This window comes from Serratia sp. 2723 (assembly GCF_050434425.1).
Classification (GTDB): domain Bacteria; phylum Pseudomonadota; class Gammaproteobacteria; order Enterobacterales; family Enterobacteriaceae; genus Chania.
This window is the reverse complement of record NZ_JBNDIN010000018.1, coordinates 57,308-74,351: the sequence shown is the minus strand read 5'-3', so window position 1 is coordinate 74,351 and position 17,044 is coordinate 57,308. Positions and strand designations below refer to the sequence as shown.

15 protein-coding genes are annotated in these 17,044 nt (G+C 54.5%); 10 read left to right on the top strand and 5 right to left on the bottom strand.

Translation table 11 applies throughout. From position 1 onward, the window contains the following. Positions 1–222 precede the first annotated feature (222 nt). The 4 genes from ABIE29_RS21390 (at position 223) to ABIE29_RS21375 (ending at position 3,412) form a co-directional block, all read left to right on the top strand. Entirely contained in the window at positions 223–690 is a 468-nt protein-coding gene (locus ABIE29_RS21390; RefSeq protein WP_429621103.1) for an Lrp/AsnC family transcriptional regulator, read from the top strand. A 132-nt stretch (positions 691–822) separates the two neighbouring features. After that, a complete protein-coding gene (locus ABIE29_RS21385) occupies positions 823–2,016 on the top strand; it encodes an amino acid aminotransferase (protein ID WP_429621101.1) in 1,194 nt (397 codons plus the stop codon). A gap of 246 nt (positions 2,017–2,262) precedes the next feature. Beyond that, the gene (locus ABIE29_RS21380; protein WP_429621099.1) at positions 2,263–2,616 is read left to right on the top strand and encodes an MmcQ/YjbR family DNA-binding protein; all 354 of its coding nucleotides are present in this window, start codon (positions 2,263–2,265) and stop codon (positions 2,614–2,616) included. A gap of 376 nt (positions 2,617–2,992) precedes the next feature. After that, positions 2,993–3,412: a DUF1090 domain-containing protein gene (locus ABIE29_RS21375; RefSeq protein ID WP_429621097.1), complete on the top strand. Its 420-nt coding sequence runs from the start codon at positions 2,993–2,995 to the stop codon at positions 3,410–3,412. A gap of 178 nt (positions 3,413–3,590) precedes the next feature. Here the strand turns inward: ABIE29_RS21375 and uvrA are convergent, their stop codons facing one another. Further along, complete coding sequence (gene uvrA / locus ABIE29_RS21370) at positions 3,591–6,419, bottom strand: excinuclease ABC subunit UvrA (RefSeq protein ID WP_429621095.1); 2,829 nt, start codon at positions 6,417–6,419, stop codon at positions 3,591–3,593. Between the two features lie 287 nt (positions 6,420–6,706). Between uvrA and ssb1 the strand changes: the two genes are divergently transcribed. Next, a complete protein-coding gene (gene ssb1, locus ABIE29_RS21365) occupies positions 6,707–7,249 on the top strand; it encodes a single-stranded DNA-binding protein SSB1 (RefSeq protein ID WP_024483970.1) in 543 nt (180 codons plus the stop codon). Between the two features lie 57 nt (positions 7,250–7,306). Here the strand turns inward: ssb1 and ABIE29_RS21360 are convergent, their stop codons facing one another. Both ABIE29_RS21360 and bhsA read right to left on the bottom strand, forming a co-directional pair. Further along, a complete protein-coding gene (locus ABIE29_RS21360; protein WP_429621092.1) occupies positions 7,307–8,056 on the bottom strand; it encodes a 3-oxoacyl-ACP reductase family protein in 750 nt (249 codons plus the stop codon). A 196-nt stretch (positions 8,057–8,252) separates the two neighbouring features. Then, the gene (gene bhsA / locus ABIE29_RS21355) at positions 8,253–8,513 is read right to left on the bottom strand and encodes a multiple stress resistance protein BhsA (protein WP_429621090.1); all 261 of its coding nucleotides are present in this window, start codon (positions 8,511–8,513) and stop codon (positions 8,253–8,255) included. Between the two features lie 193 nt (positions 8,514–8,706). Here bhsA and ABIE29_RS21350 point away from each other — a divergent pair, with 193 nt between their 5' ends. The 5 genes from ABIE29_RS21350 (at position 8,707) to ABIE29_RS21330 (ending at position 13,863) form a co-directional block, all read left to right on the top strand. Then, positions 8,707–9,162 carry a lipocalin-like domain-containing protein gene (locus tag ABIE29_RS21350; RefSeq protein WP_429621088.1) on the top strand — a complete coding sequence of 152 codons (456 nt, stop codon included), beginning with the start codon at positions 8,707–8,709 and terminating at the stop codon, positions 9,160–9,162. Further along, positions 9,159–9,827 carry a glutathione S-transferase family protein gene (locus ABIE29_RS21345; protein WP_429621086.1) on the top strand — a complete coding sequence of 223 codons (669 nt, stop codon included), beginning with the start codon at positions 9,159–9,161 and terminating at the stop codon, positions 9,825–9,827. Before ABIE29_RS21350 ends, ABIE29_RS21345 begins: the two co-directional genes overlap by 4 nt. Positions 9,828–9,873: 46 nt before the next feature. Next, positions 9,874–10,281, top strand: a complete 408-nt coding sequence (locus tag ABIE29_RS21340) for a VOC family protein (RefSeq protein WP_429621084.1) — start codon at positions 9,874–9,876, stop codon at positions 10,279–10,281. Positions 10,282–10,669: 388 nt separating this feature from the next. Next, the gene (locus ABIE29_RS21335; protein WP_024527991.1) at positions 10,670–12,031 is read left to right on the top strand and encodes an NCS2 family permease; all 1,362 of its coding nucleotides are present in this window, start codon (positions 10,670–10,672) and stop codon (positions 12,029–12,031) included. Positions 12,032–12,213: 182 nt separating this feature from the next. Then, entirely contained in the window at positions 12,214–13,863 is a 1,650-nt protein-coding gene (locus tag ABIE29_RS21330) for a Na+/H+ antiporter (RefSeq protein WP_429621081.1), read from the top strand. A 36-nt stretch (positions 13,864–13,899) separates the two neighbouring features. On the opposite strand, the gene ABIE29_RS21325 is transcribed toward ABIE29_RS21330, so the two are convergent. Continuing rightward, on the bottom strand, positions 13,900–15,627 hold the full coding sequence (locus tag ABIE29_RS21325) for a SulP family inorganic anion transporter (protein ID WP_429621079.1): 1,728 nt from the start codon (positions 15,625–15,627) through the stop codon (positions 13,900–13,902). A 178-nt stretch (positions 15,628–15,805) separates the two neighbouring features. Then, positions 15,806–16,726 carry a kdo(2)-lipid IV(A) palmitoleoyltransferase gene (gene lpxP, locus ABIE29_RS21320; protein WP_024483954.1) on the bottom strand — a complete coding sequence of 307 codons (921 nt, stop codon included), beginning with the start codon at positions 16,724–16,726 and terminating at the stop codon, positions 15,806–15,808. Positions 16,727–17,044: the final 318 nt, after the last annotated feature.

Sequence of the window (17,044 nt, the reverse complement as noted above, 5' to 3'; positions counted from 1 at the left end):
AATTTCCTTTTTATGTCGACAAATACATTTGTGGTTTTATGCGTAGTTTTGCCGTTAATTGTTGTTGGTTTGCGTAATTTAGCCGTTTTTTATGCCATTTCTGAGCAGGGAAGCTGGCTTTGCTGCTGCATCTCTCACAACCCGCAAGCTGCGATGGTTGCAAGGCAGAAAAAGCTGGTAGGCTGTAACGTCAACATTTATTAACACATTTTACAGGTGGCTATGTACAACATTGACGATTTTGATATGAAAATCCTGACGCTGTTACAGGCCAATGGTCGTCTGACCAATCAGGAACTGAGCGAACTGGTCGGGCTTTCGGCCTCGCAATGCTCGCGCCGCCGTATCAGCCTGGAGCAGGCCCAGTTGATCAAAGGGTATCATGCCCGGCTGGCACCGGAGGCGGTAGGATTGGGGCTGGTGGGGCTGATAGAGGTAAGCCTGCTGACCCATACCCAAGAGCAGATCGACAGTTTCCATCAGATGCTGGCAGAAGTGGACGCAATTGTTGACGTTTATAAAACAACCGGCGATGCCGACTACCTGATGAAAGTGGCGGTGGCAGACCTGCCTGCGTTAAGTGAGTTTATCAGCCAGACGCTTTCCCGCCATAAAAGCGTCGGGCATATCAAAACGGCGGTGGTGCTGGAACGGATCAAAGAAAACGGTTTGCTTCCGGTGGCGAGATAAAGCTAAAACCCAACGCCAATTTGTGGCTATAGTAGGCTGTGTCCCTCAATTGACCGTGGTGCCGTCGCAGACCCAAAAGCCGGTGCAGGGCCTAGACAGTGTCCGAACAACCAAAATCAGGAGAACCAACCCGTGTTCCAGAATGTTGAAGCCTATGCAGGTGATCCGATCCTGTCGCTGATGGAAAAATTCAAAAAAGATCCCCGTGCGCACAAGGTGAACCTGAGTATTGGCCTTTACTACAACGAGCAAGGCATCATCCCACAGATGAAGGCCGTTGCCGCTGCGGAAGCCCAACTTAACAGCGTTGAACAGGGGGCTTCGGTCTACCTGCCGATGGAAGGGCTGCAGCCTTACCGTAGCGCAATCCAACAGCTGTTGTTTGGTGCCGAACACCCCATGCTGCAGCAGGGGCGCATCGCCACCATTCAAACCGTGGGCGGCTCTGGTGCGTTGAAAGTGGGGGCCGACTTCCTGAAAAGCTATTTCCCGGATTCTCAGGTTTGGGTCAGCGATCCGACTTGGGAAAACCACGTAGCCATCTTTGGTGGTGCTGGTTTCAAAGTTAATACTTACCCCTATTTCGACGGTGAAAAGCTGGGGGTGAAATTTGATGCCATGTTGAGCACGCTGCAACAGTTGCCGGCCAAGAGCATTGCGCTGCTGCATCCTTGCTGCCATAACCCGACCGGCTCCGATCTTACCCATGCCCAGTGGGATCAAGTGGTTAAAGTGATCGCCGAACGTGAACTGATCCCGTTCCTTGACATCGCCTATCAAGGTTTTGGCGGCGGAATGGATCAGGATGCCTACGCCATTCGCGCCATCGCGGCTGCCGGTTTGCCGTGCCTGGTGAGCAACTCATTCTCGAAAATCTTCTCGCTGTACGGTGAGCGCGTGGGTGGGCTTTCTGTGGTGTGTGAAAGCAGCGAAGCCGCCGAGCGCGTGTTGGGGCAGTTGAAAGCGACCGTGCGCCGTAACTACTCCAGCCCACCGAACTTCGGTGCGCAGGTGGTGGCCAAAGTGCTGAACGATGCGCAGTTGAAAGCGCAATGGCTGGCCGAAGTGGAGTCCATGCGCAGTCGTATTCTGGAGATGCGTAAAGCGTTGGTCGAAACGCTCAAGGGCGCGTTGCCACAGCGTAACTTCGATTACCTGCTCGAGCAGCGCGGCATGTTCAGCTACACCGGCTTCAGTGCGGCTCAGGTTGACCGGCTGCGTGAAGAGTTCGGTGTCTATCTGATCCACAGCGGTCGTATGTGTGTGGCTGGTCTGAACCACAATAACGTTCGTCAAGTGGCAGAGGCCTTTGCTGCGGTGCAGTAACGGCCTGAATGCAGTGATCTTAGGGGCGATAGCGATATCGCCCCTTGTTGTTTTTGCGCGCTGGCGGTTGCCGCCAACTGGATAAAGAATATACTGACTGAGAACGCCAAGACTTTTCTTGTGCGCCATAAAGCCTTGCTTTCAGCGACCAGGCGCGGTTCTCTACCTGACTGGCAGGGTATCTGGCTGGCAACGGCATACTCACAGTGGTTCGCGCCGCATTGTGTCTTTCAGGGAAATTACCCAATGAATAACTCGGCACTGCTGGAATACTGCATGGCGAAACCTGGCGCACACCAAAGCGATCAAAACCAATGGCAGGCCAGCCAGATCAAGGTGGGTGATGTCATGTTCGCTATGGTGTGTGAAGTGCAGGGGCGCCCTGCGTTGGCGATCAAAAGCAGCCCGGAGCTGGCGGAAAGTCTGCGTGAGCAGCATCCGGAAATCGTCCCCTGCGAACATCTGAATAAAGCCCATTGGAATGCGGTATTTCTGGATGGCAACCTGCCCAACTCGCAGTTTTATCATTTGATCGACAGCTCATATCGGTTGGTGTTGGAAGGGTTGCCCGATCAGGTGCGCCAAGAGCTGCGCGTTTGAATTTATAGGTGGCCAGGCCTGTTGGCTCAAGAGTGGCGACAGGCCAAGAGGACGACGTCCCCCCCCGATATCTATCGGGAAATTTTATTTTGTAGGTCAATATTGTTTACTACGTTATTTAGTTCTAAGAAACAGGATTGGCAAGGTTTTTTGGGGTTAATTCCACTAATTGGATTATTTTCCGATTAATTGGTGATGATTTAAAAGTTGATAAAAAAGGTGATAATTTATTTGCAATAGTACGGGCTCGGTAATTAAGAGAGTTCTTATTGGAATTTAAATTATGACTGTGTTATTAATGCGTCTATATTAATCTGCTTAAGGGCAAATAAGGATAAGGGATCCGTGGGGGAACCCACTAAAAGGAAATTTAATTATGAAACCGCATCATTCAATACTTTTGGTACTGCCGCTGCTCGTTTATTCCTCATTATCATTAGCTGCGCCAAATTGTGCAATAAAAGAACAAAAACTGCGAGAGCAGCTCGAGTACGCCACACGTTATGGCAATGTCCATCGTATTGAAGGGCTGAATCGGGCCTTGGCCAATGTACGGACCTATTGTTACAGTGGCTACGAAAATGGCTATAATAGATACGATTATGTGCCAGCCGCTCGACCGTTTGAATTTGATCGCCAACATCAAATTGCCAAGAAGCAACGAAAGGTAGAAAAAAGAAAACAAGAGTTGCATGAAGCACAGCTCAAAGGCAAACCGAGCAAAATTGCTAAACGACAGAGAAAATTAGCCGAAGCCGAATTTGAATTGAAGCAGGTGCAGGCATGGGGAGGGTAACCTGGCTAATATGAGCAGATGTTAGTCTCAGATAAATAATGCCGAGTTTTGCGGGTGATAGTTAAAACCCCAAATCCGCTCCTGCCTTTCTAAGGTGGAAACTTATTGCTGTCCCCTGGTTGCGCCGTGATAACGGCCAACATGCCGAGCTTAGGTGTTCGGCATGTTGGCCACGGTTTTATCTCTGCAACATCGGTTTCAGGAACCGCGCGGTATGGGATTCTTTACAGTTCGCCACGGTTTCCGGCGTGCCGGACACCAGGATCTCACCGCCACCGCTGCCGCCTTCCGGCCCCAGATCAACGATCCAGTCCGCCGTCTTGATGACGTCCAGGTTGTGTTCAATCACCACGATGGTGTTGCCCTGATCGCGTAACTGATGCAGCACCGCCAGCAACTGCTGGATATCGGCGAAGTGCAGACCGGTGGTGGGTTCATCAAGAATATACAGCGTCTGGCCAGTACCCCGTTTCGACAACTCACGCGCCAGTTTCACACGCTGCGCTTCACCACCGGAAAGGGTGGTGGCCGACTGCCCGAGACGGATATAGGAAAGCCCTACCTCCATCAACGTTTGCAGCTTACGTGCCAAGGCTGGTACCGCATCGAAGAAGTCACGGGCTTCCTCAATGGTCATTTCCAGCACTTCGTGGATGCTTTTGCCCTTGTACTTCACTTCCAGCGTTTCGCGGTTATAGCGTTTGCCTTTGCATTGATCGCAAGGCACATAGATATCCGGCAGGAAGTGCATCTCTACCTTGATCACGCCGTCGCCCTGGCAGGCTTCGCAGCGGCCGCCCTTGACGTTAAAGCTGAAGCGGCCCGGCGTATAGCCACGGGTACGGGATTCAGGTACCCCGGCAAACAGTTCACGCACCGGGGTGAAGATCCCGGTATAGGTGGCCGGGTTAGAGCGTGGCGTACGGCCAATTGGGCTCTGATCGATATCGATCACCTTGTCGAAATGTTCCAGACCGGTCACTTCGCGGTAAGGGGCAGCTTCGGCAATGGTTGCACCGTTGAGCTGGCGTTGGGCGATCGGGAACAGCGTATCGTTGATCAGCGTTGACTTGCCGGAGCCGGAAACGCCGGTAATGCAGGTAAACAGCCCGACAGGCAGCGTGAGCGTCACGTCTTTCAGGTTGTTGCCGCGTGCGCCGCTGAGTTTCAGCACCTTGCTCGGATCCGCAGGCACGCGTTCGGCCGGAATGGCGATTGAGCGCTTGCCGCTAAGGAACTGGCCGGTCAGTGAATCCGGTTGGGCCATGATGTCATCGACGGTGCCTTCCGCTACCACCTGGCCGCCGTGAACACCGGCACCAGGGCCGATATCGATCACGTGGTCGGCCGCGCGGATCGCGTCTTCATCGTGTTCTACCACGATCACCGTATTACCCAGGTTACGCAGGTGGATCAGGGTTTCCAGCAGGCGTTCGTTATCGCGCTGGTGCAGGCCAATGGAAGGTTCATCCAGCACGTACATCACGCCTACCAGGCCAGCACCGATCTGGCTTGCCAGACGAATACGCTGGGCTTCACCGCCGGACAGCGTTTCCGCAGAACGTGACAGTGAAAGGTAGTTCAGCCCGACGTTAACCAGGAATTTCAGACGATCGCCGATCTCTTTCAACACCTTCTCGGCAATCTGGGCACGTTGGCCGCTCAGCTTCATATTCTGGAAGAAGGTCATGGCATGGCCGATGCTGAGCTCGGAGATCTCCGGCAGCGTAGTATCTTCCACGAACACGTTACGGGCTTCTTCACGCAGGCGGGTACCACGGCACGAGGCGCAAGGACGGTTGCTGATAAATTTGGCCAGCTCTTCACGCACCGCGCTGGATTCGGTTTCTTTGTAGCGGCGCTCCATATTATGCAGCACGCCTTCAAACGGATGGCGGCGCACGGTGGTGTCACCGCGATCGTTGATGTATTTGAATTCGATCGACTCTTTGCCCGAACCGCTCAGTACCGCTTTCTGCACGTTGGCATCCAGGCTGCTGAACGGGGCTTCCACATCAAAGCTATAGTGTTCGGCCAACGAACGCAGCATCTGGAAATAATAGAAGTTACGGCGGTCCCAACCGCGGATAGCACCACCGGCCAGGGAAAGCTCGGGGTTCTGCACTACACGTTCAGGATCGAAGAACTGCTGCACGCCTAATCCATCACAGGTTGGACAGGCACCGGCCGGGTTGTTGAACGAGAACAGCCGGGGTTCCAGCTCGCGCATGCTGTAGCCGCAGATGGGGCAGGCAAAGTTGGCGGAGAACAGCAGCTCATCGGCCTTTTCGTCATCCATATCGGCGACGACGGCGGTACCACCAGACAGTTCCAAGGCGGTTTCAAACGACTCGGCCAGACGCTGTGCCAGATCGTCACGCACTTTGAAACGATCCACCACCACTTCAATGGTGTGTTTCTTTTGCAGTTCCAGCTTTGGCGGATCGGAGAGATCGCACACCTCACCGTCGATACGCGCGCGGATATAGCCCTGGGTTGCCAGGTTTTCCAGCGTTTTGGTGTGTTCACCCTTACGATCTTTCACCACCGGTGCCAACAGCATCAGGCGTTTGCCTTCCGGTTGGTTGAGCACGTTATCCACCATCTGGCTGACGGTTTGTGCCGCCAGCGGAACGTGGTGATCCGGGCAACGCGGCTCGCCGACGCGGGCAAACAGCAGGCGCAGGTAATCGTGGATCTCGGTGATGGTCCCGACCGTGGAGCGCGGGTTATGCGAGGTCGATTTCTGCTCAATGGAGATCGCCGGGGAAAGACCTTCAATATGGTCGACATCCGGTTTTTCCATCAGCGAAAGAAACTGGCGAGCGTAGGCAGAGAGCGACTCAACGTAGCGCCGCTGCCCCTCGGCATACAGTGTATCAAAAGCCAGTGAGGACTTGCCTGACCCCGACAGACCGGTGACGACGATCAGCTTGTCGCGCGGGATAATCAGGTTGATGTTTTTGAGATTGTGGGTTCGAGCACCACGAACTTCGATATTGTCCATTTACACTTCCCGTCTTGATGATACACCGCGCCTGTCTGCGTTCTTTTGTGGGCGATTATGTGATCTATTGCGCAAAAAAACGGCTCGGCCAGTACGAAACGCATAATTATGGCACAAAAAAACCTGAATGAATATCCAGTATACGAATGCAACAAGGTCGATTGGTGGGACATTTTTGGAAGGCACTTCGCAGGTATAATCTAAGCAGGTGGCATGCTACAATTTGTGGTTTAGACTATCCAAAATGTGGTCTGAATCCACTTAAATGACTCATCGGGAGATCGAACATGGCCAGCAGAGGCGTAAACAAAGTAATTTTGGTCGGGAATCTGGGTCAAGACCCTGAGGTCCGTTACATGCCTAATGGCGGCGCAGTTGCCAACATTACCCTGGCGACCTCCGAAAGCTGGCGTGACAAGGCTACTGGCGAGCAGAAAGAAAAAACGGAATGGCACCGCGTGGTGTTGTTCGGCAAGCTGGCAGAAGTGGCGGGTGAATACCTGCGTAAAGGTTCCCAGGTTTATATCGAGGGTGCATTGCAGACCCGTAAATGGACCGATCAGGCGGGCGTAGAGAAATACACCACCGAAATCGTGGTCAACGTGGGTGGCACCATGCAGATGTTGGGTGGCCGCCAAGGTGGTGGTGCTCCAGCAGGCGGCGGCGCTCCGGCGGGTGGCCAGCAGGGCGGTTGGGGTCAACCTCAGCAGCCACAGGGTGGCAACCAGTTCAGCGGTGGTCAACAGCAGCAGGCTCGCCCAGCGCAAAACAGCGCGCCTGCGGCCAGCAACGAACCACCAATGGATTTTGACGACGACATTCCGTTCTGATTGCCCTCAGATTCAAAACGAAAAGCCCCTTTTGGGGCTTTTTTGCTTTAGAAGGCATTACGCCGAGAAGCCACCGTCAATCGTCAGGCTGGCACCGGTGATATAGCCCGCCTCTGGTCCCGCCAGATAAGCGACAAAGCTGGCGATCTCCTCATCCTTGCCATAGCGGCCAACGGCCATCATCGGTTTGAGCTGTTCGGAAAAATCGCTGTCAGCGGGGTTCATATCGGTATCCACCGGGCCGGGCTGTACGTTATTGACCGTAATACCACGTGAGCCCAAATCGCGAGCCATGCCCTTGGTTAAACCGACCAACGCCGACTTGCTCATGGCGTAGATCGCCCCACCGGCAAACGGCATGCGTTCGGCGTTGGTGCTGCCGATATTGATAATGCGACCGTTGTCGTTCATATGGCGCGCGGCCTCCTGGCTGGCGACAAATACGCTGCGGACGTTAACGGCCAGCGTGCGATCCAGATCTGCTAACGACAACTCCTCCAGACTACCCATTGCCAGCACGCCCGCGTTGTTCACCAGAATATCCAGCTTGCCGAAGCTGTTTACCGTCTGGCGTATCGCCAGTTGCAAAGCCTCAGCGTCGGCACTGTCTGCACGGATGGCAATGGCTTGACCGCCAGCGGTCGTAATAGCTTCAACCACCTCATCGGCTTTATCGGGGGAGGAAACGTAGGTGAAAGCGACGGTTGCGCCTTCACGTGCCAAGCGCTTAACGATGGCTGCACCGATACCGCGTGAACCACCCTGGACAAAAGCCACTCGGCCTGACAGAAGTTGGGTTACCGACATGATATCTCTCCAAAAGTTGTGATGGTGATAAATAGCAACTGCAGTATCTGGGAAAACGCAGGCAGGGGATTGCCAAAATGGGCCATGTGCCGGTTGGCTGGCGGGGATGGGTTACATTATAGAGTAGTCTGGTTGTTCCGGTTTTTACTACCGGTTAAAGCGCGAAAAGCCCCTTGCGGGGCTCGTAATCTGACGATTAGTTGAAGATTTCTGCGGTGCCGTACAGTTTGTTCTGGCCACCGGCGGAAACGATGCGGTAAGAGTTGGCACCGGATGCGGCGGCTTTGCTTGCCAGTTCGGCTTCCAGGGCGCTCAGGTTGCTGGCACCGCTTACCGAAACCACACCGATTTTTTGTGCGTCGGCGGCTGGCTGGTTGGTGACCTGGTCAGCGGCAATGCTGGTGAAAGATACGGAAGTTAACAATACAGCGGTAGCAAAAATTTTGATGCTTTTCATGATTCAATCCTCAGGGGCTTTGTTAGGTGAGAGGCCGTTGTCTCTCGATGTGTTGAATGATAGGCCACTCAGAGGGAATGGAAAATCGGAGAGTTTTGAGTATCTACATCAAATAAACTGAACTAATGAGTGGGGTGGCGATAGTTGAAATCACAACTACCTTTAAACTTGGGCGTTTTAGGGAGTGAGTGTGATGACAATGAATCGGTTTATTGGCAGTTGGGCGCTGGTTTCTTCCGTATTCAAAGGGGAGGATGGGGCAATACATCACCCTTTGGGCGAGCAGGTGCTGGGACGGCTCAACTATGAGGTCAATGGCACCATGGCGACGCAGCTCTATAGCGCAATGCGGCCAAGGTTTGCCTCGGAGGATTTGGCCCAGGGCAACGATCGAGAGATCCGCTCCGCCTTTGTGAATATGCTTTGTTACTTTGGCCGCTACCGGATTGATGAAGATAAACAGTGCGTCATTCATCAGGTCGAGGGCAGTTCATTCCCCAATTGGTTGGGTAGCCAGCAGATCCGCTTCTACAGTTTCATTGACGATAAACTCACATTACGCACCGTGCCGTTGCAGCTGGGTAACAGCGTGCAGATTGGCGAGTTGGTGTGGCAACGGGTCGGGGCTGTCGAGGGAGAGAATCCATGATTATCGTGCATCACCTGAACAACTCGCGGTCACAGCGCATCTTGTGGTTTCTGGAGGAGCTCGGTGTTCCCTATCAGGTTCTGCGTTATCAACGCGATAAAATCACCATGTTGGCACCGCCCGAATTGAAAAAAATCCACCCATTGGGCAAATCGCCGGTAGTGGTAGACGGCGATCTGACGCTGGCGGAGTCGGGCGCCATTATCGAATACCTGCAGGAAGCCTATGACGCACAAGGGTTATTCATTCCCACGGATTTCCACGCCCGCCAAGAGTATCGCTATTGGTTGCACTATGCCGAAGGATCGTTGATGCCGCTGCTGGTAATGAAACTGGTGTTTAGCCGTTTAGGACACCCGCCGATCCCATGGGTGATACGCCCGGTTGCCGGGGCGATAGGTAAAGGGGTACAGAAAGAGTATCTGGATAAGCAGATTGCGACGCATCGCGATTATCTGGAGCAACACCTGAATAAAAACACCTGGTTTGTGGGTAATGAATTCAGTGCAGCGGATATCCAGATGAGTTTCCCGGTGGAGGCGCTAGCTGGGCGAGGCGGGCTGGAGGGGTGTCCGAAACTGCAAGACTATCTGCAACGTATTCACGCGCGTCCTGCGTATCAGCGGGCTCTGGAACAGGGTGGGCCGTTTAGCGTGCTGGGATGAAGGCTTGAACTATACTCGATAGGGTCACTTTCATAGGAGGTAGCCCATGGCTACGCAAATTTTTGTTAACCTGCCCGTCAGCAATTTGCCCGCTTCTATCGAGTTCTTCCGCAAACTGGGGTTTATCTTCAACCCGCAGTTTACCGATGACACTGCCGCCTGCATGGTCGTGAGTGAGAGTATTTACGTGATGTTGCTGACTCACGAGAAATTCCAACTGTTTACCCCCAATCCCGTCAGCGATGCCAATAAAGCGACGGAAGTGCTGATTTGCCTGTCGCAACCCAGCCGTGTTGCGGTAGATGCGTTGGTACGCAAAGCCATTGCCGCCGGAGGCAATACTTATAATCAACCACAGGATTACGGCACTATGTATGGTCATGGCTTCCAGGATTTGGATGGTCATATCTGGGAGTTGATGTACATGGATGAGCAGGCGATGCAGTCGCAATAATCTTGTCCGCCCCAAGCTGTTGGGGCGAACTCTCCCCTTCAGACCGTAATGTGATAAACCTCACATCTTCAACAATGCGCGTTGCCAATGCGTTTTCGCATAAATTGTCGCGATCTTTAGTTGATCAGACGGCATAGAAGGCTAGATAATCGTTTGCCTTGAAAATCCCTCCCAGTAGCGTTTGGGTTTTTTGGGGACAAGACCACCATAAATCACCCGCTGCATGCGATGAGAGTTAAACGTTTGCCTTTTACACGGCGTCTGTTGCCGCGTTCCTGAAGGGTAAGGAAGCGAACGTGACGGAAACGGTTTCGTAATGACCATGCATCAGTGGGATAACAAGCCATTTCATCCAGGCTGGCAGCAATGAAAAACAGGGGACAGCAACATGTCGAATTCTCAAGCAAATAACGCCGTGACACCCAAAGGCGGGCTTGATGCGTATTTTAAACTTACAGCACGGGGTACCAATGTGCGTCAGGAAGTGGTGGCAGGATTAACCACCTTCCTGGCGATGGTCTACTCGGTGATCGTGGTTCCCAGCATGCTGGGTAAAGCCGGTTTTCCACCGACTGCGGTATTCGTTGCCACCTGCCTGGTTGCCGGTTTGGGATCGTTGCTGATGGGATTGTGGGCCAACCTGCCGATGGCGATTGGCTGCGCCATTTCACTGACGGCGTTCACCGCCTTTAGTCTGGTGCTGGGCCAGCACATCAGCATTCCCGTGGCGCTGGGCGCCGTATTCCTGATGGGGATCCTGTTTACCATCATCTCGATTACGGGTATCCGCTCCTGGATCCTGCGTAATCTGCCAATGGGAGTGGCACACGGCACCGGTATAGGTATCGGTCTGTTCCTGCTGCTGATCGCGGCTAACGGTGTCGGCCTGGTGGTGAAAAATCCGTTGGATGGCTTGCCGGTAGCGCTGGGGGCCTTTACCTCGTTTCCGGTGGTGATGACGTTAATCGGGTTGGCGGTGATCTTCGGCCTGGAAAAGCTGCGCGTACCTGGTGGCATCTTGCTGGTGATTATCGCCATTTCGGTTATCGGCCTGATTTTTGATCCGGCGGTGAAATATCAAGGGCTGTTCGCCATGCCTAGTTTGGCGGGGCCAGATGGTAAATCGCTGATCTTCAGCCTGGATATCATGGGGGCCTTACAACCGGTGGTGTTGCCAAGCGTGTTGGCATTGGTAATGACTGCGGTATTCGACGCCACGGGCACCATCCGTGCGGTGGCCGGGCAGGCCAATCTGCTGGATAAAGATGGCCAGATTATTAACGGTGGCAAAGCGCTGACCTCTGATTCCCTGAGCAGCATCTTCTCCGGGCTGGTTGGGGCTGCTCCTGCCGCAGTTTATATCGAATCTGCCGCGGGTACGGCGGCGGGCGGTAAAACCGGCCTGACGGCTACCGTGGTAGGGCTGTTGTTCCTGCTGATCCTGTTCCTGTCGCCGCTGTCCTATCTGGTACCGGTGTACGCTACCGCTCCAGCTCTGATGTATGTTGGCCTGCTGATGCTGAGCAACGTCACCAAGCTGGATTTCGACGACTTTGTTGACGCTATGGCCGGTTTGCTGTGCGCGGTGTTTATCGTGCTGACCTGTAACATCGTGACCGGCATCATGCTGGGCTTCAGCTCGCTGGTGATTGGCCGCGTGTTCTCTGGCGAATGGCGCAGGCTGAACATCGGTACCGTGTTAATTGCGGTGGCGCTGGTGGCGTTCTATGCTGGCGGTTGGGCAATTTAAGCCTCTCCTCAACGGGGTCGTCCTCCGGCCCCGTTGTTCAACTCCTTAAGACTATTCTCTTTATTTTTTGCGATGCGCTTTGAAAGGCACAACAAGCTTTATCCGTACCCAAAAAAGTGATCTACTATCCGGATACTTTTACCCGCGCTTTGGTGATACGAACTCAAGAGTCTAAGGAAAGCATGGAAATCTTTTTTACAATCCTCATTTTGATCCTGGTGGTCTCCCTGTCTGGGGTGGTAACACGTATGTTGCCGTTCCAGATCCCGTTACCCTTGATGCAGATCGCCATTGGGGCCTTGCTGGCCTGGCCGCACTTCGGACTGCATGTTGATTTTGACCCCGAACTGTTTTTAGTGCTGTTTATTCCGCCGTTGCTGTTTGCCGACGGATGGAAAACGCCTACGCGTGAATTCTTGCACCACGGGCGTGAAATTCTGGGGTTGGCCTTGGTGCTGGTGTTGATCACCGTTGTCGGTGTGGGTTATCTCATTTATCTGATGGTGCCAGGGATCCCGCTGGTCGCCGCGTTTGCGCTGGCGGCAGTATTGTCACCAACCGATGCCGTGGCACTGGGCGGTATCGTCGGTAAAGGACGCATCCCAAGAAGCATCATGGGTGTGCTGGAAGGCGAGGCGTTGATGAATGACGCTTCCGGCCTGGTATCGCTGAAGTTTGCCATCGCGGTGGCGATGGGGACCATGGTGTTTACCGTCGGTGGTGCCACTATGGAGTTCCTGAAGGTGGCGATTGGTGGGCTGCTGGCCGGTGTGGCGGTGACCTGGACCTACAGTAAATCGCTGCGCGTGATGAGCCGTTGGAGCGGAGACGATCCGGCCACGCAGATTGTGTTGCTGCTGCTGTTACCTTTCGCCTCCTATCTGATCGCCGAACATATCGGCGTGTCCGGCATTCTGGCTGCCGTCGCGGCGGGGATGACCATCAGCCAGTCTGGCGTGATCCGTAACGCACCATTGGCCATGCGTTTGCGCGCTAACAGCGTCTGGGCGATGCTGGAGTTTGTGTTCAACGGCATGGTGTTCATCATGCTGGGGCTGCAGTTGCCGGGGATCCTGGAAACCTCGATTGTGCAGGCGGAACTGGATCCGACTATCGAGACCTGGTATCTGTTCACCGACGTGGCGATTATCTATGCCGCGCTGTTGGTGCTGCGCTTCAGCTGGCTGTGGGTGATGAAAAAGGCCAGTAATCGCTTTATGAAAAAGCGCCCTCTACAGTTTGGCGATTACAGCATGCGTGAGCTGTGGGTCGCTTCTTTCGCCGGCGTGCGTGGGGCGATTACGCTGGCCGGTGTGCTCTCTATCCCGCTGTTACTTAGCGATGGCACCGCCTTCCCGGCGCGCTATCAGCTGGTGTTTATCGCCGCCGGGGTGATCCTGCTGTCACTGATCGTTGGCGTACTGGCGTTGCCGTTATTGCTGCGCGGGGTGCATGTTGCAGACAAGAGCGTCAGCAAGATCGAAGAACGCATGGCGATTGCCATGGCTGCCGAGGTGGCGATTGAGAGCATCAATAAGATGGAAGAACGGCTGGCAGCAGACACCGAGGAAAACCTCGATCCGCAGCTGCTGAAAGAGGTCAGTTCCAGGGTGACCGGGATGTTGCGGCGGCGTATTGCCAGTAAAGACGATATCGAAAATGCGCTGGCGTTGGAAAACCTCGAGCGGCGTTTCCGATTGACCGCTTTGCGGGCGGAGCGTGGTGAGCTTTATCACCTGCGCGCCACGCAAAAAATCAGCAATGAGACGCTGCAAAAACTGCTGCACGATCTCGATCTGCTGGAAGCCTTGCTGGTTGAGCGAGAAGGTTAACCACATCTTTACGGGGGCCGCTATGCGGCCCTCATCTTACTCAGCCAAGGCTTCGGCATCTTGAGCCCCTTGCGTTTTACTCTCCTTGCTTTGGATCAGCTTCAACGCCAGATACAGGTCGGGAACCAGGATCAATTTATGCTCATTGCTGCCGGAGCGATCCAGACGAAACCAGCGAGTCAGCTCGGTACGTCGGCCTGCGAGTACCAGGCCGATACCCCGCAGTTGCAGATCCCGCTTCAACTCCTCGATAGCGGCCAACACGCTAATATCCGCATGGGTGAAGCTGGCTACCGCGTCAATCACCACCCAACGTGGCTGGCCGGGTGAGGAATCCACCAGAGTGGCGATCCGCCGCTTGAAATAGGCGACGTTAAAATAGGTCAACGGCGAATTAAAGCGGTACATAATGACGCCATCGACCGGCTGGACCCCGTTGCTCTTGCCCATCGAATGGATCATACCTTCTGCATTGACCCCCAGTAGCTGCTCGGTAGGCCGGAAAACCGTCTGTAGAAACTGCAGCAGGCCCAGCAGCACCGCCAACCCAATACCGGGAATGATCCCCACCAGCAGCACGCTCAAGAAAGTAAACAGCGCCAGATAGAATGCGGCGCGATTGCGCTTGCGCAGCCGGAAAATGCTGCGCATATCCAGCAGTGACCAAGAGGCGTAAATCAGCACCACGCCGAGCACCGGGATGGGGATAAACTGCAGCGGCTCGCTAAAAAACGCTACCACCAAAGCGATCGCCAGCGCGGCAATCACCGAGACCAGCTGGCTTTTGCCGCCGTTGGCATCGTTAACGGCGGTACGGGAGTTGGCACCGCTGATGGCGAATCCCTGCGAAAGTCCGGAGACGATATTCACCAGCCCCAGCGCACGAAACTCACTGTCGGCGTCAACTTCGTAGCCATTTTTTGCCGCAAAGCTCCTGGTGGTCAGCATCATGCTGACAAAGCTGACTACGGCCAGGTTGAGCGCCGGGATCACCAGATCGCGCAGCAGCCCGGGTTTAAAATCTGGCCATGACACCATGGGCAAACCGCCACCGGTATAGCCCCCAACCGTTTCAATGCCAAAATGCGGCAAATTCACTGCCCAGGTCAACGCCGTCGTCAGCACCACGGCGAACAGCGGGGCGGGCCAGTTAGGCCGGGCATAGTGGACGCCAAGCAGGATCAGCAGCGTCAGCAGCGACATAAGCACCGTGGGCCAATGGCTGTTGAGCAAGTTAGCCGGCAGTGCGTAAATGCGTTCAATCAGCTCGCTGGAGGGCGAGGCAAACCCGAATATCTTGCTGATCTGATTGACGATAATCGTAAGCGCCACGCCGTTGAGCAACCCATTGAGGATCGGGCGTGACAGCAGGTCTGCAATGGCTCCCAGTTTGAAGCGGCTGGCAATCAGGCACCAGCTTCCCATCATCAGGGTCATCACGATGGTCAATTGCCAGTGCAGCTCGGTACGGCCAGCCGCTAGCGGGGTGACTACCGCGGCGATGACGGCGCAGGTGGCGGCATCAGGCCCGACGATAAGCTGACGCGATGAGCCAAAAATGGCGTAGGCGATCATTGGTAGAATACAGGAGTAAAGCCCGACGATGGCGCTCACGCCAGCCAACTCGGCGTAGGCAATTGCCACCGGTAATGCTACTGCCGCCACCGAGAGGCCAGCACGGATATCAGGTTTCAACCAGCTGCGCTCGTAAGCGAGCAGGTTCATCAGGCCGGGAACCATACTCTGGAAGGATTTCCGCTGCATATTTTTTCCATCCGGCTTAATAAGGGGCATGCTGTCTCTTGCGTTGGCCGGAAGAGTAAATCAGCGGTTGTTTAGGGATTTTTAGTGAGTATTAGCCGAAGTATAGCAGGCGATTGTGACCTGAATTTTTCTGCGTGTTCGAGAGGGGGGACCAGAAGTGGCCCCCCTGAAAGCGAATTTAATACAGTGAAGGCGAACCCGTAGGGCGCGTTTTGAAGCGGCGATGCAGCCACAGATATTGCTCTGGAGCGCGCATGATCTCTTTTTCTACCACTTTATTCATGTAGGCGGCAGCGGCCACTTCATCGTCGATTGGGTAGTCTTCTAACGCCGGTTGGATCAGCAGATCGTAGCCACAGCCTTTCGGGCGGCGGATCAGCACCACCGGCACCAGCGCCGGTTTGGCCATGCGGGCCAGCATAAAGGTACCGCTGGTGGTGGCGGCCTGATCGACGGCAAACAGCGGGGCAAATACGCTACCCCGTGGGCCGTAATCCTGGTCGGGAGCGAACCATACGGCTTCGCCGCGCTTCAGGGCTTGCACCATGCCGCGCAGATCTTTGCGATCGAGCATGGCTTTGTTGGAGCGCATGCGGCCTTTGGTTTGTGCCCACTCCATCGCCTTGTTGTTGTGTGGACGATACATGGCCATCATCGGCTGACATAGGCCCATTGCCCGGCCACCCAACTCCAGCGACATGAAATGCACCCCAATCACCAGCACGCCACGGCCATTTTGCTGGGCCTGTTTCAGGTGGTTGATGCCGCTCACGTTGAACCAGCGTTTCACGCGTTTATCTGACCAGAACCAGGCCATGCCGGTTTCCAGCAGGCCCATGCCGAGAGATTCGAAGTTACCGATAATTTGACGTTCGCGCTGTGCTTCATCCATCTCCGGGAAGCACAGTTCAAGGTTGCGGCGGGTGATCGACACGCGGCGTTTGAGGAAGCGCATAGAGGTGCGGCCCATCCACCCACCGAGCTTGTGCAGCACGGGATAGGGCAGCTGAACCAGCAGGAACAGGACAGCCAGGCCAAACCAGGTCAGCCAGTAGCGTGGGTGTAGTAACGCACGTTTAAAAGTTTGTGGACGCTTCATATTAACTCTGTATGCGAAGTGGGGTAGAAACCTGTAGCGCATAAAGAAGCGACTCAATAGCGATACCATACTCTGACACCCAGTCATGACAATCGTTTAGCCATTGACTAAACCTTTACATTCGAAGGGCGGCTCGCATTGCTATCAGGCTTCGGAAGGACGGCTGCTTGCCAGCAAAGGGGGCTCTCGTGCTCATGATTATACCACACAAAACGTGGGTGTGAGAGTGGGTGGGTAATACGTCGCCAATATCACTGTCTGTGGGCCATTTGGCGTCTCTTGTTTGATCTATTTACTCTTTGTTTAGAGGAAGTATGA

Excerpts from the sequence above, each read along its gene's own strand:
- ABIE29_RS21325 (WP_429621079.1), bottom strand. The coding sequence starts at position 15,627 with ATGCAGCGGAAATCCTTCCAGAGTATGGTTCCCGGCCTGATGAACCTG.
- ABIE29_RS21390 (WP_429621103.1), top strand. The coding sequence starts at position 223 with ATGTACAACATTGACGATTTTGATATGAAAATCCTGACGCTGTTACAG.
- ABIE29_RS21330 (WP_429621081.1), top strand. The coding sequence starts at position 12,214 with ATGGAAATCTTTTTTACAATCCTCATTTTGATCCTGGTGGTCTCCCTG.
- ABIE29_RS21380 (WP_429621099.1), top strand. The coding sequence starts at position 2,263 with ATGAATAACTCGGCACTGCTGGAATACTGCATGGCGAAACCTGGCGCA.
- ABIE29_RS21350 (WP_429621088.1), top strand. The coding sequence starts at position 8,707 with ATGACAATGAATCGGTTTATTGGCAGTTGGGCGCTGGTTTCTTCCGTA.
- ABIE29_RS21345 (WP_429621086.1), top strand. The coding sequence starts at position 9,159 with ATGATTATCGTGCATCACCTGAACAACTCGCGGTCACAGCGCATCTTG.
- ABIE29_RS21340 (WP_429621084.1), top strand. The coding sequence starts at position 9,874 with ATGGCTACGCAAATTTTTGTTAACCTGCCCGTCAGCAATTTGCCCGCT.
- lpxP (WP_024483954.1), bottom strand. The coding sequence starts at position 16,726 with ATGAAGCGTCCACAAACTTTTAAACGTGCGTTACTACACCCACGCTAC.
- ABIE29_RS21360 (WP_429621092.1), bottom strand. The coding sequence starts at position 8,056 with ATGTCGGTAACCCAACTTCTGTCAGGCCGAGTGGCTTTTGTCCAGGGT.
- uvrA (WP_429621095.1), bottom strand. The coding sequence starts at position 6,419 with ATGGACAATATCGAAGTTCGTGGTGCTCGAACCCACAATCTCAAAAAC.
- bhsA (WP_429621090.1), bottom strand. The coding sequence starts at position 8,513 with ATGAAAAGCATCAAAATTTTTGCTACCGCTGTATTGTTAACTTCCGTA.
- ssb1 (WP_024483970.1), top strand. The coding sequence starts at position 6,707 with ATGGCCAGCAGAGGCGTAAACAAAGTAATTTTGGTCGGGAATCTGGGT.
- ABIE29_RS21335 (WP_024527991.1), top strand. The coding sequence starts at position 10,670 with ATGTCGAATTCTCAAGCAAATAACGCCGTGACACCCAAAGGCGGGCTT.
- ABIE29_RS21375 (WP_429621097.1), top strand. The coding sequence starts at position 2,993 with ATGAAACCGCATCATTCAATACTTTTGGTACTGCCGCTGCTCGTTTAT.